The following is a 23,914-nucleotide window of genomic DNA, read 5'->3' on the forward strand; positions in this document are numbered from 1 at the left end:
GTAACGAACACGGGCTCGATGCGAAGCGCCAGAATCGGGAGAGGAACGCTAAGCGTGCCTTCCTTAGTCTGTACGGGATGTCCGGCAGGACACTATTGTGGAACGTATAAGTTGATTGATAACAGTGGTCTCAATTTGTACTTAGATTATGACTTCTATCCAGGTACATTCGTAGCTGAGCTCAGTTTAAGAGTAAATGATTCAATAAAAGCAGCACATGCCCTAGACCCGCGAAATCCAAGGTGGGCCATCTATGGCGACGTACGTTACGGCGTGCTGCATATCACCGATTATTTAATTTTCACTCTGGAGGAGGCACGCCCTAATTTCGTCACGCTTGTCGTGAGCGGACTTGGTGTTTGTCTGCCAAACCCGAATTCCGGCAATGAAAATTGTGAAATTATCCGTACGACGGATAGTATAGGCGAATTAAACTTTAGATTTCACACAGTTAACGGAAGTATGCATTTTTGCTTGACGGTGACATATGTATAAAATACGGGTTTTGTGAAGTAGTAATACAGCCGCCGCCAATGAATGTCTGCTGTTATTAATTGTTCTCGACTTCTTCTTAATTAAATACATTCTTTTTTATCTCCACAAACTTTAATCCTCATTCTTTTTTATCATCCACAAACCTTAATCCTCCAAACTCCTCAATCCATTAAACGCCATCAATATTAACGCTTTAACTTTGTCCGCCGTAAATGATTCGCCCGTAACTAACAAACAATAAAATAACGGTCCGTACAGCAAATTTATACTGGAATTGACATCCAGGTTGTTGCTGAGTTCGCCGCGATTAATGCCTCTGGATATAATCATCGCTGATTCCAATCGTCTTGGCTTGATATAGTATTCTCGAAACACTTGCATTAATGTCTGATCCATCTGGCCTTGACCAATCAATTCAGCAATGATGTTTCCTTCTTTGCTTTCCATAAATAAAGCTAAATTTGTCGCATGAATGATGATATCTTCCATGACGGATCCCGTATCTGGAACCGGCAAATGACTTGTTGCAGCTTCCAAGAAACCGTCCGCAACAACAGCTGCTTTGTTCGGCCACCATTTATAAATGGTCGCTTTGCTTACGCCGGCCTTTTCAGCGATTTTCTCTACGGTTACAGCTTCATAGCCCATTTCGAGAAGCAGCTCATAAGCAACGGATAATATTGCATGCTGAAGCTTTACGTCTCTGGGGCGTCCTTTTTGAGCCATTTCGATCCCTCTTTCAATCCTTTGACTTCAGTATATAGGAATTCGACGTATTTACAAAACGCTCCGTTCAGTATATATTGATATCCACATAATAAGTAAACGATACGTTCACTTAATACAAAATTATGCATCTTTTAGAGAGGAGCATCCATTATCATGAGTAACAGTAAGGCTGCTTCAAAACAACCGAACAATATCTCATCAGCCATGATGATTATCTTAGCTGTCGCATGTGGTCTTGTCGTCGCTAATCTTTACTATTCTCAGACTCTTGTTGGTCCCATTAGCAAAGCGCTTGGATTACCGTCTGGTGTAGCCGGCTTAATCGTTACATTTACACAAATCGGCTATGTGTCTGGTCTACTCTTTATCGTTCCACTGAGCGATAAGCTTGAGAATCGTCGGCTCATCGTCAGTTCATTACTCGTTGTCGTCTTGGCTTTGATTCTGGCCGCTGTTTCTCCCGGTGCCGTTCTTTTCCTGACTGCTGCCTTATTAATCGGATCTGGTTCGGTTGTTGCTCAAATTCTAGTCCCGCTTGCTGCATCCATGTCGAGCGAACAGCAGCGCGGCCGAGTTGTCGGCAACGTCATGAGTGGATTATTACTTGGTATCATGCTGGCTCGACCGATTTCCAGTCTTGTGGCCGGACTTTGGGGATGGCGGACGATATTTGTTCTTTCAGCTGTTCTCATGGCATTGTTAGCAATCATGCTGGCACGTGCATTGCCAACGAGAAACCCAGAAAGTAAATTAAGCTACAGTCGGCTTGTTGCTTCCTTAATCCAACTTTTGAAGCAGTATCCGATCTTACGGCGTCGAGCCATTTACCAAGCCTGCCTGTTCGGATCTTTCAGCCTCTTCTGGACGACGGTTCCCCTTCGACTGGCAGATGAGTATGGTATGTCCCAACAAGGGATCGCATTGTTCGCCTTGGTCGGAGTGGCTGGAGCCATCGCTGCACCGATCGGTGGTAGATGGGCTGACAGAGGGTTCACCAAAACCATTACCATTACAGCCATCGTGACTGCGATTGTATCTTACCTACTCATTGCCATATTTCATGACAAGTCGCACTTATCGCTAGCACTGCTTTTCCTTGTGGCGATTACGCTGGATATGGCGGTTTCCGCCAATCTGGTCACCAGTCAGAGAATCATCTACTCACTCGGGAATGAAGCTCGAGGAAGATTAAACGGGTTGTTTATGGCCATTTTCTTCATTGGCGGAGCATTTGGTTCGTTCTTAGGAGGATTATCCTATGCGCATGGCGGTTGGGTATGGAGTACATGTGTAGGCGGAGCGATGCCTGTACTAGCTTTCCTTTATTTCTTAACCGAAACCAAGTCCAAATCTTGATTGGGACAACAAAAAAACTCTCGACCACAAGCGCGCGTTAACCGCTGCTTCGATCGAGAGTTTTTTTCTGCCTTACCACTTTGTTTACTTAACAATAGTTATGTAAACCATTCACAACGCCACTTATACCGAATTCAACAAATACCCGTAACCTTCTTGCTCCATGTCTTCCTTCGGAACAAACCGCAGCGACGCAGAATTGATGCAATACCGCAGCTTCGTTGGCCCCGGACCGTCATTGAACACATGACCCAAATGCGAATCCGCGTTCACGCTTCGTACTTCCGTACGAATCATGCGGTGGCTCAAATCCTGCTTTTCCTTCACATTGCCGCCTACTAGTGGTTTGGTGAAGCTAGGCCATCCGCAGTGTGCATCGAATTTATCCGCTGAACTGAACAACGGTTCTCCGGATACGATATCCACGTAAATACCTTCCCCGTTAAAATCCCAATATTCATTCTCGAAAGGCGCTTCAGTCCCGTTATTCTGAGTGACTTCATACTGAATCGGCGTCAGCTTCTCGCGTCTTGCTTCACGATCTTCCTTCGTATTCCAGTGACTCTTAATAAACGAATCACGTCCTGACCCTTCACGGTACATCCGGTAACGAAGCGGATTCTTATGATGATAGCCTTGGTGATAATCCTCTGCCGGATAGAATGGCGTTGCCGCAACGATTAACGTTGCAATCGGCTTATCGAATCGACCGCTTTGTCCTAATTCAACCTTGGAACGCTCCGCAATCACACGCTGTTCTTCACTATGGTAGAAGATCGTAGTCCGGTACGAATTGCCGCGATCATGGAATTGACCTCCGGCATCTGTCGGGTCGATTTGTCTCCAGTAAACATCAAGCAATTTCTCATAAGGATAAATCGAGGAATCGAATGTAATCTGAACCACTTCAGCGTGTCCTGTCGTTTCTGAACACACTTCTTCATAGGTTGGGTTCTCCGTATGACCGCCCATATAACCGGAAATCACACTGATAATACCGGGCTGCTCCTCGAAAGGAGTCACCATACACCAGAAACAGCCACCGGCGAAGGTCGCTTGTTCCACATTGCTCGAAGACTCGTTATTCGTCGTATTCACTTGATCTGCCATGGCCAGGAATCCCCTTTCACATTGTCGATTTTACTCTGTTTCTATCATATCAAAGCCGGGCCTTCATTCCAAACGACGCCGTTCTCATTTATTCGCCTTCAAACATGAGAAATTTCTCACGTAATTCTCATAAAGACTAATATCCCTATAGTACACTCACAGTTGACTCCTAATGGTGTAAAAAGGGTGTTTTGGAAGTGTGTTATAGTGTGTAAAGACAAATGGCACCTTGAAGAGCTGGAGGGAATAAACAGATGATAGCAACTAACAAACGTTTACTCAAGAGCATCCTAAGTGTGAGCCTTTGCGCCACGGTTGGATTTACTGCACTTTCGCTAAGCACGGCAACACAAGCAAGCGCTGCAACGGAGAAGTCGAAAGAATTGATCACTTACGGTGAGACATACATAGGTACTCCCTATCTATACGGTGCGATCCCATATATGACCAATGCATTCGATTGCTCGTCGTTTACCCAGTATGTATATGATAATTTCGATATTTCTCTTCCTCGCTCATCTTCCGATCAATCAGCCAAAGGCAAGAAAATCGCTAAAGGCTACTTAAGTGTAGGAGACCTGGTCTTCTTCAACACCAATGGAATCGGTATTAGCCACGTCGCGATCTATGCCGGAGATAATAAGATTTTGCATAGTGCCGGTAAAAGTGTGAAGATCTCTGATATGTCGACAGGCTATTGGAAGAAATCATTCGTTACGGCAAGACGCGTCCTCAGTTAATCAAACAAAGAGCCTGTTAAGATGGTATACGGAATCGGTCCGCATCTCCTCTTATCAGGCTCTTTTTCATTCTCACTAGACCGAGACCGATTTAAACTCGGAACAACCCATAACCGTCGAATTGCACGATCGGTTCTTTGTCTTCCTTCAAACCTTCGCCTTGACCATGCAGCGCTACATCGACCAACCACTTCGTGAACCCAGCCACATTCATCGTTTCCATCTCTTGCAAGCTGTAGAAGCCTGCAGCATCGACTTCGACACCATCCGGAACCGGCTCACCGGAAATATAATCCATTGCAAATGCAAGATAGACATTATGAATGTTTCTCGGATGATCGCGGACGGCAACGATATTACGAACCTCTGCTTCCACGCCGGCTTCTTCCATTACTTCGCGCTTAATCGTTTCATGAATGAGCTCATGCTGTTCGATATAGCCGCCGGGATTCGTCCAATACCCTTTACCCGGTTCTTGAGCCCGGCGAACAAGAAGTACCTTCTCGTTTCGCACAACCAATGCGCCGACACCGACACTGTAATTACCCCAATGCACGAAATTGCATCCATCAGCCGTGCATGCTTTACGAGACGTACCATCTACATCTCTGACTTCAAGCGGAGCCCCACAAGTTAAACAATAATTAATCCCCATTAATGAACTCTCCCGAATTGTCCGATATCGAATTGCCATCATTCGAGCTGCAGAGAGACGTTCATATCCCCATTCAGCTTCGTTAATCATAGCGCCAGTCGGTCAAGAGTTCAATAGTTGCAAGAGGATCAATTCGAAAGTCTAACCCCTATTATTGCTGCTTTACAGTTACCGTGAACACTTTAACATCGCCAATGCCGTTATTGCTTACAAAAGCGGTCAAATTCACGGTAATATCACCTTGACCATGTGCGGGACGGTGCAATACGGTTCCGTTGTCTGACAATACCGAGGTGTTGCTCGAATACCAAATGATTGAGCTGCCGTAGTAGCCCTTAGAAGGAAGTCCGAGAGGCTTTGTGACATATCCGGCATTGTCGGAATCTTTATAAGTAATTGCAAGATCAGCTTTATCTGCAGCGACCTTCTCCGTACTTGTATACTCAGCCTTCACGGTCAACGTAAACTGTTTCACATCGACCGCAGATCCGCTTGTGATGACCGCAGACACAAGAACGAAGGTATCTCCTGTACTCGCCGCCGGCCGGTGAAGCGTTTTGCCGTCATCGGACAATACGGCAGTTGAACTCGACATCCATTTAATCGAAGAACCATTCACGCCGTAAGCTGGAAATGCATCGACCGGACGGGTTACACGGCCTGCAGAGTCCGATCCGCCAAAATCAATTTGAAGCGCTGCTTTATCCGCCGCAACTCGTTGTGCATCAGGCATTTGTTCTTTGACCTTGACGATAAATACCTTCGTCTCTTTGTAGCTGCCGGATCTAATTTGTGCCGTAAAAATGACTATTGTGCTGCCTGAGCCGGTCGGCGGTCGAACTACTTTCTTACCATCATTGGAAATAACGGAAGGCAACGTCGATTCCCAAGTCACTGTAGAGCCGTTCACACCTTTACTCGGAAGTTCTTTGAACGGTTGAGTAACACTATCGATGGTGTCAGAACCGCCGAATACGATCGACAATGCTGCATAATCCTTCTTCACTCGATCGATATCGGACATTTCGGGAGCAGTAGATTTGATAATGATGCGGAACGTCTTGGTTGCTTGGGCGTTACCAGAGCGAATAGTTGCCGTTAGATCGATCGCAACATCGTTACTATCTGGTCGATTAAGCAGTAATCCATTACTCGCTAGGATTGAAGTATTGCTGGAAGTCCAAGTAATAGCAGAACCGTTCTTACCTTTGGAACTAAGAATGACCGGCAGTGTTACGGATTTAGCATTGTCATTACCAATGAATTGAATGGACAGTGCGTTCTTGTCGGCATTCACTTTCGCTAGATCTTTCTGATACGTACTGTCGCCATTAGTGCCGGACTCACATTCCGCTTTGAAACTTGCAATCATTCGCTTGAGGATTGCACGTGTACGCTCATTCTTTACTTTAACCAGAACTGCATTCAGGCGATTCACAGCATCTTTACAAGACTGCAATTGCTGCTGGCGACTATCGTTGCCACTGTCGTGGCTATTCCCATGTGCGAGTGCGGTGCTGCTGCCAAGTAGACACATGGAAAGGACAAGCATGATTACTGTCCACTTCTTCATGAACCTCTCTCCCTACACCATAAATTAGTGAAAACGCTCACTACAGATACATTTCGTCGCCATGGGTATGTTTGCGGGGGCCGTTTAGGAATAAATTTCATTTACTGTCGTTAACTGTATGGAAATGGCGCATTTGCGACTCCGTCGTTTTCATCTAACCTTCAGACGGTTGATCTTCACCATTTGTTGCAGGCAAAATGGGGATAAAAAAACCGCCTACAAAGGGCGGTTTGCTTCGATTAAATCGCGAAAACATGGCTTCCAATCTTCGTTGTCACTTTACGAGTGAGAATCCATTTCGATTTGGCTGTAATCGGATTGTAGTAATACAGCGCTTCTTTTGTCGGATCCCATCCTCGAACTGCGTCCTTAGCGGCTAGGAATGCGGTGTTGTTCGGCAACAGCCAATACTGACCATCTGCTACAGCGGTGAAGGCATAGGGCTGCATGATCACTTCGGTTAAGTTCTTCGGAAACAGCGGCGATTTCAACCGATTCATGACGACTGCGCCTACGGCAACCTGACCTTTATACACCTCACCACGCGCTTCCGAGTAAATAATACGGGCAAGCTTTGATAGCTCAGGCTTGTTAACCGAAAGCTTCTTCAGCTTCGCCCATGTCTGGGGACCGGCGATTCCATCACTGGTAATGCCATTAGCACGCTGAAAGTTTGCAACTGCATTGCGCGTCGACATGCCGTATGTGGTCGTGATTTTGTCTTTGTAGTAGCCGAGTGCCTGCAATCGGAACTGTAGATCCGATACATCTCCGCCCTGACTTCCTGCTTTGAGTGTTGGCGCTGCTGCAGCATGTGCTTGGGTGCTGTATAACGAGCCTCCCGATAGAAGCACGAAGAACACTAGCGCTGCCGCGATTCTTTTGTGACTTACCATGGTGTAGAAACCCCTCCATATCGTTTGGTATGAGGCTGATTGTAACATAAATCAACACCTGCCATACGGATTAAGGGGAATTTCTAATGAACTTAAAAATCTCTCATCCTATACGGATTACAACCGACGACTAGCTCACACTGTCGCTCTTCGCAGCAGTAAGTACGACACGCATGACAGGCAAACCGCTAATGGTAAGAGCATAACGGCAAACTGAACTGCTGAATGATCACCGAGGAAATCGAAGATCGGAGACCACCACTCCAAGTATTTAATGACATAAAGAATTACGGTTATCACAAGAACTGAAACGATCGAAAATACGTACATCCCATTTCGTCCGAAACGACGATGAACGCTGGCACATAGGAAACCCGTCATATAAAGCGAGATCATACACGAGAAGAAGATGACGAACTGCGCAAGGACGTTACCGTCCGAAATGTAGGGCAGATGGAAGAAAGACAACCGTACTCCCCAGCCATCAATGACACTTCCTTCAATATAAGAAAGCATGCACAAGATGATAGAAATCGCAGCGCTAAGCAATGAAATCATAAGCATCGAGCCTAAGAAGAAGTCCCGCCTTCTGACGCTTAGCCCCAGCGCGAATGGGAACGTCTGTGACAACGAAACAATGCCAATTACCATCATATAGATAAAGATCGACATCAGTCCGCCGGTAACGATTTGCTCATCCACCGGAAGGAATGCGGCAATAAACAGGTTTACAAGAAAACTGGAAAACAGAATGACCCAAGGCAGAATAAACCAGCCCCACTTGTCTCTTGCATACATTTTGACTACGTTTTGTACCATGTTCATCCTAGCTTCACCTCTTTACGCGATTGATCGCTCGTCAGATAGACAATCAACTGCTGAATGGTCACCGTTGAAATGTCCAATCCCAATGCTTCTGCAGCCTTCTGATCACTCGCTACCAAGCTGCCATAGATCGTTGCGGACCGATAACCGCCTATTCCCTCACTGTGAATGACTTTCTTATTCGCGGTATAGGATTCGATCTTGGCTATGGGACCGGTAACCGTATAAGCACGGCCTCGAAGCGAATCGGCTTCCTCATTAAGCAGCAATTTGCCTTCATTGATGACAATGATATGCTCCAGCAATCGGCTGACTTCATCAATGAGATGTGTCGACAGAATGATTGTGCGCGGATGGAGCGCGTAGTCCTCCATAAGCCGATCGTAGAAAATCGTCCGAGCAACGGCATCCAGCCCCAAGTAAGGCTCATCGAATATCGTGATCGGCGCGCGGCTTGCAAGACCAACAATAATACCGACGGCTGACAGCATGCCTCGGGATAGTTTCTTCACTCTGCGCTTCATGGGAAGCTTGAATTCCGCAACCAGCTCACGCGCATAGGCACCATCCCATAGGGGGAAAAATAAAGCAGCCGTCTCTAATACATCCACCACTTTGAAGTTATCCGGGTACTTCTGACTCTCTTTAATAAAACAAATTTGACGCAGCACGCGATTGTTCTCATACGGCTCTTCACCGAACACTTTAAGCTCACCGCTGGTTTGGAACAATTGTGCGGTTATCATATGCATGATGGTAGTTTTGCCTGCACCATTGCGTCCGAGCAGCCCATAAATCTTGTTCTCTTCAATATGGAAGCTGATATCATCGATTGCCTTATCGTTCCCGAACATCTTCGTTAAGTGCTTTGCATCAATAACTGTCTTCATAAGTCAGACTCATCCTCTCCTGCGGATCATATCCGTTAATTGTTCGATCGTAATGCCAAGCTTCTCTGCTTCTTGAATCATCGTTACGACATATTGCTCGAAAAATTGCTCTTTCCGCTTCTCCATCAGCTTCGCTTTAGCACCGGTCGCGACAAACATGCCAATTCCCCGTTTCTTATATAGAATCTCTTCATCGACAAGCAGATTCACGCCTTTAGCTGCTGTGGCCGGATTAATACCGTAGAAGGCTGCAAACTGATTCGTCGAAGGTACTTGGGACTCCTCCGGCATTCCGCCTCCAATAATGTCATCCTCAATTCGTTCTGCAATCTGGACGAATATGGGACGGCTGTCATCGATTTTGATACTCATCGCTACACCACCACATCGGTTAGTTACTCATGTAACTAACTATATAAGCAACGAACTGATTCGTCAAGTAGGCGTTATGAATTTCCGCTTTCGCCCAGTGCGAACATTCGTTCCAATGCGCGGTTTACTTTGACCACCTACTGCTTTAAAATGAGAAATAATGGAGGTGGCTGCGCATGAATATTATCAAAATCAAAGATCGACAGGAGCTTGACCGCAGGACGCCATCAATGCCCTGGTATATTGAGAAATTCATTAACTATAAACTTCCTGACCTCTCGCCCTCTTCGCTCCTTGAATATGTACGGGATTATGATGCGTTTCTATCTTGGTTGCTTGCGGAAGGATTGGCTGCCGGACCGACGCTGCGCGATGTAGAGCTGATTGAGCTGGAACGACTGCATATGGACAGTATCGATCATTTCAAAATGTTCCTGGCCACCCGCCAACAGCAAGCCAACAGCAGAACGACCATATCCCGCAAGCTTTCCTCCCTTCGCTCGCTCTTTCATTATTTGAGCCAAATTGCCGAGGATGAACAATTCTATCCGCTGTTGAAACGCAACGTGATGGCGAAGGTATCGATCAAACGAACATCTAAACCAAAGGATACAGCAGCTAAGCTCGAAGGCAAGCTGCTGCAGGAGCAGGAGATTGATGAATTTATCCGCTACATCAATGAGGATTACGGCATGGAGATCGCCACGAACAAACAAGCGCTATACTCGTATACGAACAACCGCACACGCGATACTTCCATTGTGAGTCTTATCCTCAACTCCGGCCTGCGCGTATCTGAAGTGTTCAATATGAACGTCGATGATATTGATTTGAAGAAGCGACTGCTCTATGTGTATCGTAAAGGTAAGAATGACGACACGTTTAAGACGCCGGTTTATTTCCGTCAGGAGGCGATGCGTGATCTTCAGCTGTATATGTCGCAACGGGATTCCCAGTACAAAGCACCGAAACGAGAGAAAGCGCTATTTCTCGCCATTCCGAATGGCAAGAAGGAAGGCTCTCGCATGACGAAGCGAGCCATACAAGAGATGGTCATCAAATATGCCAAGCGATTCGGCAAACCATACCTCTCGGTACATAAGCTGCGTCATTCCTTCGCGACCGACTATTATCTGCGCAACGACCTATACAAGACGCAGGAGCAGCTCGGTCACGCCTCGCCGGAAACAACGCAAATTTACGCGCACCTAACGGACAAAACAATGGCCGAAGCTATCGACCGCCCGAAATAACCATAAGGAAAGCCCCATACCGTGTTGGTATGGGGCTTTCTTTTTGAATCTTCGACTTTGTCAATGAATCGTATGTTGTACAGCAGCAAGCACATCTGCAATAGCCATACGATCAGCAGCTCCACTCGCACTCCGTAGCTTCCATTCCACCTGACCTTCAGCAACGCCTTTACCAACGACAATACGGATTGGAATTCCGATCAGATCGCTGTCTTTGAGCTTCACGCCTAATCGCTCATCCCGATCATCCAGCAGAACGTCGATTCCTGCTGCCTGTAATTGTGCATACAGATTTTCAGCTGCGTCCATTTGCAACGTATCCTGCGTTGAAACCGGAATGAGGTGTACATGATACGGTGACACAGCGCTTGGCCATATCATGCCGTTCTCGTCATGATGCTGCTCAATGATGGCCGAAAGCAACCGCGATATCCCGATTCCGTAACAGCCCATAATGATCGGCTTCGTTTCACCGTTGGAATCCACGAACTGCGCGCCAAGCTTCTCGCTGTATTTGGTCCCAAGCTTGAACACATGACCAATCTCGATCCCGCGAATCGTACGCAGTTCACCATGCTCGCAGCTAGGACAACGATCGCCTACCTCCACATTACGGAAATCTCCGATCCGCTCAAGCGAGAAATCTCTCCCCGGCACAACATGACGAACATGATAATCCGTTTCGTTAGCACCGGCGATTCCCGCCTTCATCAATCCGACTTCCAAATCAACCAACAGAGGAATCGCCAGTCCTATTGGACCCGCGAAGCCGGTACCTGCACCGGTAACACTTCTGACCGTATCCGTATCAGCAAGCGTAAGCGTAACAGCTTGGAGGGCATTGAGCACTTTCGTTTCGTTAATGCTATGGTCACCGCGCACAAGTATTGCGACTGGTTTACCATCAGCTAAATAAATAAGCGTCTTAATCAGTTCATCATGACCGATGCCGAGTCCTGTAACCAGCTCGTCAATCGTTCTCATTCCAGGGGTGTGGAATTGCTCCGTCGCCGCTTGCAATCCATCTGCATCCTGGTCCCTGGTTAGCCGACTTTTGTCCGCTTCGACCAACGCAGCTTCAAGACTTTGCGCTTTCTCCATGTTCGCAGCATAATCGCAGGTGCCGCAAATCACCACATCATCCTCGCCGGATTCAGCAATCGCCATGAATTCATGGGTTCCGCCTTCGCCGCCAATCGCCCCGGCATCGGCTTGAACAGCGCGGAACTCCAGCCCGCAGCGCTCGAATATACGATGATAAGCCTCGTACATCGACTGATATGTCCGATCCAGGCCCTCCCAATCGCTGTCAAACGAATATGCATCCTTCATGACGAACTCTCTGCACCGGAGCAACCCAAAGCGCGGTCGACGTTCATCGCGGAACTTCGTCTGCAGCTGGAACAGCGTGACAGGCAGCTTCCGGTAAGTAGATATCTCCTGACCGACAAGCTGCGTAATGACTTCTTCATGCGTAGGACCGAGCACGAATTCGCGACCGTTACGATCCTGAAGCCGTACCAGCTCCGGCCCATAAACATCATATCTCCCGGATTGCTGCCATAGATCAGCCGGCTGGAAAGCAGGCAGCAGCACTTCTTGCGCTCCGGTCTGCTCCATTTCGTGCCGAACAATAGCTTCTACCTTACGCAGCACGCGGCGACCTGCAGGCAGGAAGGAATAGACTCCTGCGGAGAGCTGACGAATAAAACCGCCTTTGACCAGCCACTTATGGCTCACGGCTTCTGCATCTGCAGGAACTTCTCTCATTGTTGGTAGGAATACGGACTTCTGTCTCATTGAATAACCACCCTCTCCGTAAACATCAGCATACAAAAAACACGCACCCATCCCTGGTTAAGGGACGAGTGCGTGCTCGTGGTACCACCCAAAATTCAACCGTCCGGCAGACGGCTCTCTTGTACGGATAACGGGGCGTTCCCGGCTGCAAATACGGAAAGCTAGGTTCCTTGCAGCGACTACAAGGCCGGGCAGCACTTGGATCTGCGGGAAGCCTCTCAACCGGCGGGCTCCCTCTCTGGGCACAGAATACCAAGCATGCATTTCCTTGATCACGGTCGTTTCATTTAATGTGATTCTAAAGGTACAACAAGTTAACCGGCAAGTCAACCGGCAAACAAGAATAGGCTAGTACTAGAACCATGAAGAAAGCAGGTGGCTCAGCTTGCTCGATCTAGACCCCATCAAACGACATTATCGCCATTTGGAGCGGATGCCTATTCGGCTTGAGATCGGTGCCTTACAAGTCGACGTGATCAAAATCAACTATGTTCCTCCCGGTCCGGGCTGGCATGTACCCGAGCATAAGCATTCCTCCTATGAATTTCACTTCATCACATCGGGTAAGGGGCATATTCGTATGGAACAGATCCCTTTCCATGTCGAGACGAACCAGTTCTACTTGACCGGTCCTGAAATCGTCCATGCACAATACTCGGATCAGCATGAGCCGATGGCTGAATTGTGCCTGCAATGCCAATTCACGATGAAGAATAACGCGGATCGTCACCTCTTCGAAGAAGCAAAGCAGCTGCTCGATATTTTCAACACACCCGTTTACAGCAGTATCCCTGATGTCCTTGGGGCCATTCCACAGTTCATGTCCTGTGCCGAAGAAGCAAATCATCAATTCGCAGGCTATTATTCAGCCATTCAAAGCCGGCTTGCCAGCGTCATTATTTCCACGGCCAGAATGCTTGCAGGCAAGGACCACCAGATGGCTAACTATTCCGTCCCCGCCAAACGCGAAGGCTACGAAGTCATCCTCGAAACGATTCTGTTCCTGGAAGATAATTATCAGAACCCGATAACGCTCGAACAAGTCGCCGATCATGTACATTTCAGCCCACGGCATCTCGGCCGCATGTTCAAGCTTGTCACTGACAAAACGATGAATCGATACCTCACCGAAATCCGCTTAAACCGTGCCTTGCACCTGCTTCGACAGTCCGACTATTCCTTAGATCGAATCGCACAAGAAATTGGATTTGCGAATGGCAGCTACCTGAGTCAACTGTTCCGTCGTGTCTATGGTCATTCTCCAAGTGAGCAACGCACGAGTGCCACCTAGAGAATCTAACACCGTATTTCGTCCCAAAATTATAAGCCATAAGTCTTCATCACCGCGAAAATCTACCTCATGCAGTAACAATTTCGCCTTCTACATATCACATGCGGCCCAAAATCTTCCACTTAAACGAGGTCCGGAATGTAGAGGAGGGATCTCCAAACAGCCCGCATACCATTTATAGTGTAAGCGATTTCAAACTTAAGGAGGTTTCGTGATGAACCGAGTATCAAGATGGGTGGCTGCTCTGATGACTGCTGCCCTTGTGTTCACTGGATTTAACTTTATTGGAGTCCGCGAAGCAGCGGCAGCCGGTCCGCAAGGCATTCAATTCGGTCGCCCAATCGACGATTCCGGGAACATTCTGATTACGAATCAAGTTGCACAGGCACTTGCCGACAGTGGAGCGGGATTTGTCCGGCTTAACTTCCGCCTCGGCCCTTATACCTCGGATACAGCGGCATTTTACAGCACTTACGATACGATCGTGAATCGGCTGCGGAGCAAAGGACTTCAAGTTATCGGTCTGATTTCTAACGAATCCTGGCCAGGCACACAGTCGGATTGGACGGACAATAATGCAGAGAATACCTCCGGAGGGGACGGCTACAACAGTTTTATCGACCAATTCGGCTACTTAGCCGGACGGATGGCAGGCCATTATGACGGCGTCATCAAGTATTGGGAAGTATGGAATGAGCCGAACTGCTGGGGCTCGAACCCGTCTCCCGGCGTCTACACCGGATGCTCGTTCATCTACCCTTCCAATTTTGCCGCAATGCTGGGCCACGTGTACACGCAGATGAAATACTATAACAACTACGATGTGGAAGTCATCAGCGGCGGAATCTTCGGACACGATATTGCAGGTTACTCCTCCGGCGGCTCAGGTGCCGACTATCTTAGTGATACGTATGCTGAAGGCACGACCGTGGGGAGCTGGAATTGGATCCAATCCAATGCAGGGTCCTACCCTCTCGATCATATCGGACAGCATATCTATATCGATCAAGGCGGCAGCGTATCCACCACCCAACTGAATAATTACATCAACTACGTACATAGCGCATACGCAGCCTATGAGGGATCAGGTACAACCAAGAAAATCTTCATGACAGAGATCGGCTGGACGACAGATGCCGTCAGCGAAGCCGTGCAAGCCTCCAATATTACGGCAGCTTACAACGTCATGAAAGCCTCCCCGTATATACAGAGCGGCGTATGGTTCTACCTCCAAGATGAGCCATCGCTGAGCTATGGGATTTTCAAATCCAGTGGACTCGGTTCAACAGACAAGAAAACAGGCTGGACTAATTTCCGCAATGCCACGGCCTACGAAGGCAAGTTGTCTGGCGGAACAACGAATACGAACATCCTTAATTATTTCAACAGCCACGGCGGGATGGCAACGAACGGGTCCCCTTATGACAATGGCGGCAGCGCGTTCGTCCACTATTGGGACTACGGATATGTACAGGATTTCGACGGCGGCAGCATCGGGCCAAGCGCCATTATGACATCCGGCAGCGGGACGTTCCAAGTCCGCAACGGCTTCTGGCAAACGTACCTTCAAGGCACTAACCATACCTACCTCCAATTTCCGACCAGTGATGAATTCGCATTTGGAGCCGGTACGAGACAAAACTTCCAAGGCGGATACATGACATGGGATCCTACGAATGGCATTCAGGTGTTCTAGGAGATGACAAAAGGAGAGGCCGGCGGCCTCTCCTTGTCTATACAGCATGAATAAAAGTTTAACGGTTGTCAGCGTGGCTATTTCATCAAAAATAGCCTGTTTGAAACGCTAACGGTTGTGACAGACGTTATTTGCAGCAAATCGGTCGATTCCTAGCGGAGAACGTTCAAATAGGTTCGCTGGCAACCGTTAGAAAATAAAAGTGGTTATTTGAAGCCAAATAGCCACTGTCACAACCGTTAGAGTTGGCATGCGACAACGTATACTCTCATCCAGGAGGTACAGAAATAAAGGGTTACCTTCGTCCCGTACAACGGAAGCTAATAACCCATGTTGTATTGAACATGGGTTTCTCGATACACAAAAGGAGAGGCCGGCGGCCTCTCCTTCATCATTTTATTCTTAGCAGTGTTACAGCCACTCAATACGGTTTACATAACTAAAATTATGTCGCTAATTTATTCGCACAATCAAACATTAACAAACAATGCCGTCACATACATAATCAGAATCCCCAGAAACAAGCTGCCCAGATTGCTCCAGGACACGACTGCTCGATCGCTTTTCCCTGCCTCTCTGACCACCATCTTACTGATCACGTAAATGACCTGCAGAATCGCACCTGCGCCAATGCCGAAGAACAAGGCGGCGAAGGCTTCATTGAAAATGAATCCCCCGGTCCACGTTCCGATAATTGCCGGACCTCCACCGAGGAAAGCCAAACCGACGAAAGTTCGCCAAGTTGGACGTTCTTGCAGAAGCGGAGCGGCAATACCGACGCCTTCCGTGATGTTGTGAAGCGTAAATCCGATAATGAGGAAGGTTCCGAGTGCCGCTTCGCCGGCTGCGAATGCAGCACCGATGGCGAGACCTTCGCCGAGATTATGGAGTCCTATGCCTCCGGCGATCTTGAAAGCGACCTGCTTGCCGCTTACCGCACCTTTACGCTCGTTGGCCTGATCAATGGCAACCAGGAACAAGAAACTGAGAAGTGCGCCGAACCACACTAAACCGTTGCCTTGGAAGATGCCGGCTGCTTCTGCTCCTAACTCAAACCCTTCTTCGAACGTATCTATGACAAGAAAGAACAGCAACCCTACCGTTAGAGCCAGCACAGCCTGCATGCCACGCTGCGAGAAGCGTCGTAAGAACGGGAACCACAGCAACCCTAACCCTACCGGAACTACACCTACATAGAACCCGATCAAGGCGAACTGGGCAACGCGAGTGACATCCGGCACCGGCGTCAACGCGGCAACTGGCACCTCGCCTGCGAAAATCAATCCGTTCGTCGTAATCAGTTTTATCTCGTAAGGATCTCCCTCAACCCAGCCGTACGGAATGAAAATTTCGGTCTGAGCGAGTCTTCCAATCGTCGCACTGGGATGAAAATCTGCATTCCAGAATGCGTCATTCACAAGCACCTGTGCGATTGTGACTTTCTCCGGCCCTGTGTTAAGTACATGCATCGTAAAACCCTCATGGGTAAGTACGATCTTCTGAACATCAAGGGCTTCGATCGGCGCGACCGGTTCATCCTTAATGCCGGTTCCTAAATTAGATATGAAGTAGATAATCAGAATAAGGAGAATGAGAGGAGCGCCTCCCCATATCCAGAGCAGCTTACTTCTTGGCTTTTGTTTCGTGGTATTCACGACTTTCACCTCCATGTAACCCCCTCCTCCTTACGCTTTGACCTCGAAGAATCCCATCCAGCCCAGCTCTGCAAATTCACTCTGATGAGCGTGGAACATGTACTGTCCCGGTTCTGGAAATACCATCTCCAGAATGCCGCGCTGTCCTTGGCACTGCATGATGGTATCGGTCATGACCGGTCTGGCATCCGGATCTGCGCCTACCTCGTAGTAGTTGAAGAAGTTCGCATGAAGATGGAAAGAGTTAATGAGATCGAATTCGGTTAAATTGCTTAGATAAACTCGGACAAGCTCACCGGCCTTCACGGGAATCGGCCAAGCTTGGAATGCGAATGCATAGCCGTTAACGGTGTAGATTTCATTCTCACCGTCTAAGTCCAGATCAAAGCCGTTCATGACCATATTAAGCTCACGAGCCTTCTTCCTTGGCACCTTCGGATCGACGATGAAATTCCCGTAGAGTCCTTTGTGAATGTGTTTGGATAAAGGCGGAATATGACAATGGTACACATGCATGCCCGCGGGTTTCGCTTCAAACTCATAAATAAATTCCGTTCCTGTCGGTACCGGTTCAATACCATCCATTCGGGTTGGATGAACGCCGTGAAAATGGATCGAATGCGGGTGCGAGGAGCCGTTCCAGAACTTCACTCGAACGATATCTCCTTCCGTGCAGCGGATCGTAGGTCCCGGAATGGTCCCGTTATAGGTCCAACCCGGAAACGTGATGCCCTTCGCGATTTCGACAGTTGAATCCGAAGCGACCATGTTATATTCGCGTACAGTCTTGCCGTCCGCACGGGTACTTACTTTCCCGTAATCAAACTCAGTCAGCGATTTGATTGCGGCTTGGAGTCCGAATGTTTGATCTTTCCCGGGGTCGTAACCATGTGCCATCGTTTGATGTTTATGCTGTTTCAATGCCGAGTGCACCTCATGCTTGGTCATCGCCTTAACCGGTTTCCCCAATAACGAGCCCGGGCTGAATAAGCCTCCGCTGAAAGCCCCTAAGACACCTGCGGCTCCCCATTTCAACACATCCCGCCTGGAGACAGGGCGTTTGAGATTAAATGCCATGATGCCACCTCCTATTTTGCATAAAGTAAATTAAGTTTTCCGAGTGCAAAAAAATAATCAAAAAAATATTAATGTGGACAAGGGACAAAATGTTTCCCTAGAGCAAAACTCGAATGACTTAAATATATGCTGAACGTCTGTGTTTGTAAACCATAAATTTCTTCACCATAAAATAAAAAAGTCCGCGATTACGCGGACTTCTCGTCGAATAGCTATATCGAACAACTTAATTCATGCCGTTAACTATATAATTAGCCGCATTAATAGTCCGATTATTCCTCATTCAAAACTCTCGCCACCGACAAATTCCAAGCGGGCCAACCACCACGCTGAAGAGCATCATCCCTTAAACTTTTCTTCGCGTTCTCAATTGCATCGGACAGCGTTGGCTCGTCTTTCTGCAGTTTAATAAGAGTAGGAAATGCATCTGTCGAGAGCGATCCTAAATACTGCATATCGATCTTGCCGGTATCCTGATACCGAATCATGTTCTGCTTGGCGATAATCGCATCTACGTTTACATAATTAATGACGATATAGGCAGCTACCGCAAGCCCTATGTAAGCCTTCGCCAATGAGAAATGCTCACTCCATATCCGCATGAAGGACGCGATGAGAATGAGGCCCAGAAACAGCATAAAGCCTTGAACGAGTATTCTCGTTTGCGTATAACCGTAAGCCGACTCATAGAGCGACAGCCTGCTGTAAGCCGATACCAGCATCACAACCGTGCAACCAACCAGCATGCTGAGGGAGAGCTTACGGACCCACTCGGCCACTACCCCTTCTCTGCGTATGAAATGAAGGCCGCTCAGCAGTAAGACCAGATTAATGAGCGCAACAACGACTAGTTGTGCGAAGCCCTGCCTCGCATACTCCGCATATGCAACACCCTCGGGCAGCAAGCCATTCGCAGCTCCGAACAGATACGAGAATTGAATCGCCGCGAAAATAATATATACGATGTTGAAGCTGATGAGCAATGTTCCGGCGGTAAGCGCATCGAGTGAAAGCGGTGCTTGCTGTCTCGAAGCAGCAGATGCAGCGGCAGAGAATGCGTTATTGGAGCCGCCTTCGCTGCCATCCCTCCATTGGTCATCGGTTCTGCGGAATAACAATGTCCATAAATAGCTGAACGTAAAGACTGAAATGAACACGGCTAACACGGTTCTGGTAAACAAAGTGCGAATCGAGTAATCGCCGAACATCTCAGGCAATCGGTTTAACAAATCCATAAAGATCCGATCTGCCGAAGCCAGCAGCAAGATCACTACAATCAGAAGCGGTGACGCGAGAAGGAGTCCAAGCAAGATCCGGCGAACCTTTCCGCCGCCTGCTTTCCCCCCACTATGCTGCTGTGGAGAAACGCGATTCGCGAGCAATCCGAAAGGGACTGTAAAGTAGGAAAACGGCTTGATGAGACTTAAATAAAGCACATCCTGGTAGAAAGCGGTCCGAAACCAAGGTTTCGTACTGCTCCTTGAGAGCAATACTGTTTGGGCCGCGACAAGTGCTGGTATTACAACGATATTGAGCATGTGAAATAACTCATTATTAAAGAGCATGTAGCTGAGCGACAGAAGCGCAACAGGCAAACAGAGCAGCCACCCTGACTTTGACTGACCTCGCCATTGATCGAACCCGCCAATTCTCCCTTTTATCGCATAGAAGAACAAAGCATAGAAAGCACAGGTAAACAACGCTACCGATATCCCCAAGCTATTACCAACGAATAAATATTGACTGAATACACCAAATCCTAATGACCAAAGCGCGATTAGCTCATATCTTCTTTGCCATGGTGCTGGATCTCTCAAAGGGCTCACTCCCGACATGTAGACTACATTAGCAACGATTGTACTTTTCTCCTATTTTATTGTAGCCTATAAAATAAGAAGAAAAAGTGTAAGATTTGATAAATAAATTTCATATTTTATGTCGGGAGACGAGCTCACGATGAAAATGAGGCAGCATTACATCGCTCTTCGGAGCGCTCTGCCACAGCTGCAAGAGCATGAACCGTACGAAGTCACGACACTTGAACTGGCGTCAGCGCTGGATTGTACGCATCGCAATATGGTCCTTCTGCTGCAGCGCATGCAGCGAGAAGGCTGGTTAAGCTGGGAACCGCGGCGCGGCCGCGGCAATCGCTCCGTCTTGAACTTTCTGGCGAAGAAAGAAGAGCTCGTGCTGCTGGAAGCGCAAGAAATCGCACAGAAGCAGGACCTGCAACTGGCAATCTCCTATCTGCAAACGATGGACAGTGAGGGCACACGGGGGCTGCGCTCGCAGTTTCAGGATTGGCTCTCGAAACGGTTCGGCTTTCATTCCGAGGTATTAGGTGAGCGTCGATTGGACATTTTACGATTTCCTCTGCCGCAAACCATCCATTCCTTGGACCCTGCCTCCATCCACTATTCCGGTGAATCGCATTTGGTCAACCAGCTCTTCGACGGGCTCGTAAGAATGAGCCCTTCAGGCGATACCATTCTTCCGCATCTTGCACATACATGGGATGTCGATGCTACGCGCACCAGTTGGACCTTCTTCCTACGTAAAGGAGTCCTCTTCCATCACGGCCGGGAGATGGTAGCTGCCGATGTCCTATTCACTTTCGAGCGACTGAAGGCTCTTGCACCGCGAGGATTGTATAATTGGGTGTACATGGGTATCGTCTCCATCGAGATGCCGGATGAGCGCTCTGTTCGATTTGTACTGGAGCAGCGCAATGAAGCCCTCCTCCCCTTCTTGGCTACTAACCGAGCATCGATCGTTCCGGCGCCGGAGCGATCGCCTTCAACGAAGAAGATTACCAGCAGCTCGGACCGGTTCACCTACGCGGAATTCGGACTGCAGCCGATCGGGACCGGCCCGTTTCGTCTCGTGGATCGGGAGCATGGCGTCATGGTACTTGAAGCATTCCCTGCTTATTTTCAAGGACGAGGTTTTCTGGACCGTGTTGAGGTATGGACACAACCGCTGGAGCAAGAGGTCGACGGACAAGCCGAGCAGCCGGCCTTCCAGGTCATGCATAACGTACGTATATCCGAGACCGCAACAGAACAATGGCAGCAGGTTCGCCAATCCGGGACGACCTGCAAGTTTCTGACCGTTAACGAGCTGCGAGAAGGTCCGCTTGCCAATGCAGCGGTTCGCGAGGCGTTCGATCTGGCACTGAATCGCGCTGAAATCATTGAACGCCTATCCGGAGATGTCATCGAGCCTGCCGACAGCTTCTGGACTCCGCATTCGACAAGCAGTCATGCAAACAAATCAGCAGCTGCCGACAATGTGGAGCAATGTCTTATGGAAGCTGGCTACAACGGCGAACCGATCATTCTTGCGACCATTCCGCAATATGAAGCCGATGCGCGAATAGTACAGCAGGTTTGCGCACTTGCCGGCATCACGCTAATGATCAAGTTCATTCCCGCTGAACAATTCAAAGGCGAAGAACGTTTGCATGCGGATTTGCTGCTGTTTGCCATTATGCTGGACGAGCACCGAGAGCTGCGCCTCATCGATTTGTTCAAGAGCATGCAGCTGCACATGCGGCCGGATATGCAAGTGATCCTGGAGCAGCAGCTGAACGACTTGTTGTCCGAGTCCGATCCCAAGCGCAGATCGGATCAATTCCGACAGATCGAGCAGCAGCTTGCAGCAGCTCACAGCCTCATGTTTCTCTATCGCAAGCATCTCAAAACCGCCTTCCATCCTTCGATTCGGGGAATATCGCTGGAATCGCTCGGCTGGGTACACTTCCGCGACCTCTGGTTCACCAGACTGCCGGAATAAGCAGCCCATCCGAACAGAAGAAAAGCCGCTCGGAGCAGCCAATAATGACTGCTTGGAGCGGCTTTTCACTTCTCTATACAGGCAACTCCAATTAGAATACCTTCGTCGTCCACGATTCACAGTTCCACGTCTCTGTCACGACATCGCGGTAAAACTCAGGTTCATGGGAGATTAGCAGAATGCTGCCTTTGTAGGCTCTAAGCGCACGTTTGAGCTCTTCCTTCGCGTCTACGTCCAAGTGGTTCGTAGGCTCATCGAGCACGAGCAGGTTCGTCTCGCGGTTGATCAGTTTGCATAGACGTACCTTCGCTTTCTCGCCGCCGCTCAATACCGCGATTTTGCTCTCGATATGCTTCGTGGTCAACCCGCATTTCGCCAGTGCAGCACGCACCTCGAATTGATTCAGCGATGGGAACTCATTCCATATCTCATCAATACAAGTGTTGTAATTGGCATCCTTCGCTTCTTGCTCGAAGTAACCGATCGACAAGATTTCGCCGCGTTGTACCGTACCGGAGATCGGTGTGATTTCACCAAGAATACTGCGCAGCAGCGTTGTCTTACCAATCCCGTTCGCACCGACAAGCGCAATCTTCTGACCACGTTCCATCAGCAGATCAAGCGGTCTGGAGAGCGGCGCGTCGTATCCGATGACGAGATTCTTCGCTTCGAAGATCAGCTTGCTTGAAGTTCTTGCATCCTTGAAGTTAAATTGCGGCTTCGGCTTCTCCTTCGCCAGCTCGATAACGTCCATCTTATCCAGCTTCTTCTGTCTGGACATTGCCATGTTACGCGTAGCTACACTTGCTTTATTCCGTGCAACGAAATCCTTCAATTCCGAAATTTCTTGCTGCTGACGCTTAAATGCGGATTCCAGCTGCTGTTTCTTCATCTCGTGTACTTGCTGGAAATGCGAGTAGTCGCCGACATAACGATTTAGCTCTTGATTCTCCATGTGATAGATCAAGTTGATGACGCTATCTAAGAATGGGATATCATGGGAGATGAGGATGAAGGCATTCTCATACTCTTGCAGGTAACGCTTCAGCCATTCGATATGCTGTTCGTCGAGATAGTTCGTCGGCTCATCCAGCAGCAGAATATCCGGTTTCTCCAGAAGCAGTTTCGAAAGCAGGACTTTCGTACGCTGACCGCCGCTTAGATCGTTTACGTCTTTGTCCAGACCGATATCCGTCAGACCAAGTCCACGTGCAGTCTCTTCAATCTTGGCATCGATCATGTAGAAATCCTGATTCGTGAGGGTGTCTTGAATGGTTCCGACATCCTCAAGCATTTGGTCCAGCTCTTCCGGCGTGACATCGCCCATTCTTCCGTACATGTCGTTCATTTCTTGTTCCATGTCGAACAAGTATTGGAAAGCGCCCTTCAGCACGTCACGGATTGTCATGCCTTTGTTCAGTACCGCGTGCTGGTCGAGATAGCCAACGCGCATCCGCTTGGACCATTCGACTTTCCCGTCATCGGGCTGCAGTTTGCCGGTAATGATGTTCATGAAAGTGGATTTACCTTCGCCGTTCGCGCCGATAAGTCCGATGTGCTCTCCCCTAAGCAAGCGGAAGGATACATCGTTGAAGATCGCACGGTCTCCGAAACCGTGGCTCAGCCGTTCTACGTTTAATATGCTCATGAATGACACCTTTTCTGTTAGACTTTTTTCTCGTTATATTATAGCGTTAGACGCCCCA

Annotated in this window: 21 protein-coding genes; 7 read left to right on the forward strand and 14 right to left on the reverse strand. The window is 48.5% G+C overall.

The window, feature by feature from the left end; all coding sequences use genetic code 11:
- Positions 1-18: 18 nt before the first annotated feature.
- A complete protein-coding gene (locus AC0YN4_RS03730; RefSeq protein WP_475835191.1) occupies positions 19-495 on the forward strand; it encodes a hypothetical protein in 477 nt (158 codons plus the stop codon).
- Positions 496-639: 144 nt separating this feature from the next.
- Here AC0YN4_RS03730 and AC0YN4_RS03735 read toward each other — a convergent pair whose 3' ends face one another.
- The gene (locus tag AC0YN4_RS03735; protein WP_475779993.1) at positions 640-1,221 is read right to left on the reverse strand and encodes a TetR/AcrR family transcriptional regulator; all 582 of its coding nucleotides are present in this window, start codon (positions 1,219-1,221) and stop codon (positions 640-642) included.
- 156 nt (positions 1,222-1,377) lie between these two features.
- Here AC0YN4_RS03735 and AC0YN4_RS03740 point away from each other — a divergent pair, with 156 nt between their 5' ends.
- Positions 1,378-2,580 carry an MFS transporter gene (locus AC0YN4_RS03740; RefSeq protein ID WP_475779992.1) on the forward strand — a complete coding sequence of 401 codons (1,203 nt, stop codon included), beginning with the start codon at positions 1,378-1,380 and terminating at the stop codon, positions 2,578-2,580.
- A 123-nt stretch (positions 2,581-2,703) separates the two neighbouring features.
- Here the strand turns inward: AC0YN4_RS03740 and msrA are convergent, their stop codons facing one another.
- Positions 2,704-3,690 (reverse strand): peptide-methionine (S)-S-oxide reductase MsrA, encoded by a 987-nt coding sequence (msrA, locus tag AC0YN4_RS03745; RefSeq protein ID WP_475835192.1) that lies wholly within the window; start codon positions 3,688-3,690, stop codon positions 2,704-2,706.
- A gap of 254 nt (positions 3,691-3,944) precedes the next feature.
- On the opposite strand from msrA, the gene AC0YN4_RS03750 reads away from it, so the two are divergent.
- Positions 3,945-4,430 carry a C40 family peptidase gene (locus AC0YN4_RS03750; RefSeq protein WP_475779990.1) on the forward strand — a complete coding sequence of 162 codons (486 nt, stop codon included), beginning with the start codon at positions 3,945-3,947 and terminating at the stop codon, positions 4,428-4,430.
- Between the two features lie 91 nt (positions 4,431-4,521).
- On the opposite strand, the gene AC0YN4_RS03755 is transcribed toward AC0YN4_RS03750, so the two are convergent.
- The 6 genes from AC0YN4_RS03755 to AC0YN4_RS03780 form a co-directional block, all read right to left on the reverse strand.
- On the reverse strand, positions 4,522-5,085 hold the full coding sequence (locus AC0YN4_RS03755) for an NUDIX domain-containing protein (protein WP_475835193.1): 564 nt from the start codon (positions 5,083-5,085) through the stop codon (positions 4,522-4,524).
- Positions 5,086-5,236: 151 nt separating this feature from the next.
- Positions 5,237-6,658: an immunoglobulin-like domain-containing protein gene (locus AC0YN4_RS03760; RefSeq protein ID WP_475779988.1), complete on the reverse strand. Its 1,422-nt coding sequence runs from the start codon at positions 6,656-6,658 to the stop codon at positions 5,237-5,239.
- Between the two features lie 239 nt (positions 6,659-6,897).
- The gene (locus tag AC0YN4_RS03765) at positions 6,898-7,554 is read right to left on the reverse strand and encodes a cell wall hydrolase (protein ID WP_475835194.1); all 657 of its coding nucleotides are present in this window, start codon (positions 7,552-7,554) and stop codon (positions 6,898-6,900) included.
- Between the two features lie 135 nt (positions 7,555-7,689).
- Positions 7,690-8,379 carry a hypothetical protein gene (locus AC0YN4_RS03770; RefSeq protein ID WP_475835195.1) on the reverse strand — a complete coding sequence of 230 codons (690 nt, stop codon included), beginning with the start codon at positions 8,377-8,379 and terminating at the stop codon, positions 7,690-7,692.
- Positions 8,376-9,269 (reverse strand): ABC transporter ATP-binding protein, encoded by an 894-nt coding sequence (locus AC0YN4_RS03775; RefSeq protein ID WP_475835196.1) that lies wholly within the window; start codon positions 9,267-9,269, stop codon positions 8,376-8,378. Before AC0YN4_RS03775 ends, AC0YN4_RS03770 begins: the two co-directional genes overlap by 4 nt.
- Positions 9,270-9,278: 9 nt before the next feature.
- Positions 9,279-9,641, reverse strand: coding sequence for a GntR family transcriptional regulator (locus tag AC0YN4_RS03780; RefSeq protein WP_090975588.1), 363 nt, complete (start codon positions 9,639-9,641; stop codon positions 9,279-9,281).
- 176 nt (positions 9,642-9,817) lie between these two features.
- Between AC0YN4_RS03780 and xerS the strand changes: the two genes are divergently transcribed.
- Positions 9,818-10,894, forward strand: coding sequence for a tyrosine recombinase XerS (xerS, locus tag AC0YN4_RS03785; protein ID WP_475779984.1), 1,077 nt, complete (start codon positions 9,818-9,820; stop codon positions 10,892-10,894).
- A 60-nt stretch (positions 10,895-10,954) separates the two neighbouring features.
- Here xerS and AC0YN4_RS03790 read toward each other — a convergent pair whose 3' ends face one another.
- Positions 10,955-12,694, reverse strand: a complete 1,740-nt coding sequence (locus tag AC0YN4_RS03790; RefSeq protein WP_475835197.1) for a proline--tRNA ligase — start codon at positions 12,692-12,694, stop codon at positions 10,955-10,957.
- Positions 12,695-12,751: 57 nt separating this feature from the next.
- Complete coding sequence (locus AC0YN4_RS03795) at positions 12,752-12,940, reverse strand: hypothetical protein (RefSeq protein WP_475835198.1); 189 nt, start codon at positions 12,938-12,940, stop codon at positions 12,752-12,754.
- A gap of 139 nt (positions 12,941-13,079) precedes the next feature.
- Between AC0YN4_RS03795 and AC0YN4_RS03800 the strand changes: the two genes are divergently transcribed.
- The gene (locus tag AC0YN4_RS03800; protein WP_475779982.1) at positions 13,080-13,985 is read left to right on the forward strand and encodes a helix-turn-helix domain-containing protein; all 906 of its coding nucleotides are present in this window, start codon (positions 13,080-13,082) and stop codon (positions 13,983-13,985) included.
- A gap of 214 nt (positions 13,986-14,199) precedes the next feature.
- Positions 14,200-15,681, forward strand: coding sequence for a hypothetical protein (locus tag AC0YN4_RS03805; protein ID WP_475779981.1), 1,482 nt, complete (start codon positions 14,200-14,202; stop codon positions 15,679-15,681).
- Between the two features lie 470 nt (positions 15,682-16,151).
- On the opposite strand, the gene AC0YN4_RS03810 is transcribed toward AC0YN4_RS03805, so the two are convergent.
- The 3 genes from AC0YN4_RS03810 to AC0YN4_RS03820 all read right to left on the reverse strand — a co-directional run bounded on the left by AC0YN4_RS03810 (position 16,152) and on the right by AC0YN4_RS03820 (position 20,230).
- The gene (locus AC0YN4_RS03810) at positions 16,152-17,351 is read right to left on the reverse strand and encodes a ZIP family metal transporter (RefSeq protein ID WP_475779980.1); all 1,200 of its coding nucleotides are present in this window, start codon (positions 17,349-17,351) and stop codon (positions 16,152-16,154) included.
- Positions 17,352-17,366: 15 nt separating this feature from the next.
- Positions 17,367-18,413, reverse strand: coding sequence for a multicopper oxidase domain-containing protein (locus AC0YN4_RS03815; protein WP_475779979.1), 1,047 nt, complete (start codon positions 18,411-18,413; stop codon positions 17,367-17,369).
- 272 nt (positions 18,414-18,685) lie between these two features.
- On the reverse strand, positions 18,686-20,230 hold the full coding sequence (locus AC0YN4_RS03820; RefSeq protein ID WP_475835199.1) for a DUF4153 domain-containing protein: 1,545 nt from the start codon (positions 20,228-20,230) through the stop codon (positions 18,686-18,688).
- A gap of 139 nt (positions 20,231-20,369) precedes the next feature.
- Here AC0YN4_RS03820 and AC0YN4_RS03825 point away from each other — a divergent pair, with 139 nt between their 5' ends.
- Positions 20,370-22,208 carry an ABC transporter substrate-binding protein gene (locus tag AC0YN4_RS03825; protein WP_475835200.1) on the forward strand — a complete coding sequence of 613 codons (1,839 nt, stop codon included), beginning with the start codon at positions 20,370-20,372 and terminating at the stop codon, positions 22,206-22,208.
- 91 nt (positions 22,209-22,299) lie between these two features.
- Here AC0YN4_RS03825 and AC0YN4_RS03830 read toward each other — a convergent pair whose 3' ends face one another.
- Positions 22,300-23,856 (reverse strand): ABC-F family ATP-binding cassette domain-containing protein, encoded by a 1,557-nt coding sequence (locus AC0YN4_RS03830; protein ID WP_475779976.1) that lies wholly within the window; start codon positions 23,854-23,856, stop codon positions 22,300-22,302.
- Positions 23,857-23,914 lie beyond the last annotated feature (58 nt).

The sequence above is a fragment of the Paenibacillus sp. J22R3 genome (genome assembly GCF_056269305.1).

Bases quoted from the DNA above. Each gene is read 5' to 3' on its own strand.
- AC0YN4_RS03730 (WP_475835191.1), top strand. From the start codon at position 19: ATGCGAAGCGCCAGAATCGGGAGAGGAACGCTAAGCGTGCCTTCCTTA.
- AC0YN4_RS03735 (WP_475779993.1), bottom strand. From the start codon at position 1,221: ATGGCTCAAAAAGGACGCCCCAGAGACGTAAAGCTTCAGCATGCAATA.
- AC0YN4_RS03740 (WP_475779992.1), top strand. From the start codon at position 1,378: ATGAGTAACAGTAAGGCTGCTTCAAAACAACCGAACAATATCTCATCA.
- msrA (WP_475835192.1), bottom strand. From the start codon at position 3,690: ATGGCAGATCAAGTGAATACGACGAATAACGAGTCTTCGAGCAATGTG.
- AC0YN4_RS03750 (WP_475779990.1), top strand. From the start codon at position 3,945: ATGATAGCAACTAACAAACGTTTACTCAAGAGCATCCTAAGTGTGAGC.
- AC0YN4_RS03755 (WP_475835193.1), bottom strand. From the start codon at position 5,085: ATGGGGATTAATTATTGTTTAACTTGTGGGGCTCCGCTTGAAGTCAGA.
- AC0YN4_RS03760 (WP_475779988.1), bottom strand. From the start codon at position 6,658: ATGAAGAAGTGGACAGTAATCATGCTTGTCCTTTCCATGTGTCTACTT.
- AC0YN4_RS03765 (WP_475835194.1), bottom strand. From the start codon at position 7,554: ATGGTAAGTCACAAAAGAATCGCGGCAGCGCTAGTGTTCTTCGTGCTT.
- AC0YN4_RS03770 (WP_475835195.1), bottom strand. From the start codon at position 8,379: ATGAACATGGTACAAAACGTAGTCAAAATGTATGCAAGAGACAAGTGG.
- AC0YN4_RS03775 (WP_475835196.1), bottom strand. From the start codon at position 9,269: ATGAAGACAGTTATTGATGCAAAGCACTTAACGAAGATGTTCGGGAAC.
- AC0YN4_RS03780 (WP_090975588.1), bottom strand. From the start codon at position 9,641: ATGAGTATCAAAATCGATGACAGCCGTCCCATATTCGTCCAGATTGCA.
- xerS (WP_475779984.1), top strand. From the start codon at position 9,818: ATGAATATTATCAAAATCAAAGATCGACAGGAGCTTGACCGCAGGACG.
- AC0YN4_RS03790 (WP_475835197.1), bottom strand. From the start codon at position 12,694: ATGAGACAGAAGTCCGTATTCCTACCAACAATGAGAGAAGTTCCTGCA.
- AC0YN4_RS03805 (WP_475779981.1), top strand. From the start codon at position 14,200: ATGAACCGAGTATCAAGATGGGTGGCTGCTCTGATGACTGCTGCCCTT.
- AC0YN4_RS03810 (WP_475779980.1), bottom strand. From the start codon at position 17,351: ATGGAGGTGAAAGTCGTGAATACCACGAAACAAAAGCCAAGAAGTAAG.
- AC0YN4_RS03815 (WP_475779979.1), bottom strand. From the start codon at position 18,413: ATGGCATTTAATCTCAAACGCCCTGTCTCCAGGCGGGATGTGTTGAAA.
- AC0YN4_RS03825 (WP_475835200.1), top strand. From the start codon at position 20,370: ATGAAAATGAGGCAGCATTACATCGCTCTTCGGAGCGCTCTGCCACAG.
- AC0YN4_RS03830 (WP_475779976.1), bottom strand. From the start codon at position 23,856: ATGAGCATATTAAACGTAGAACGGCTGAGCCACGGTTTCGGAGACCGT.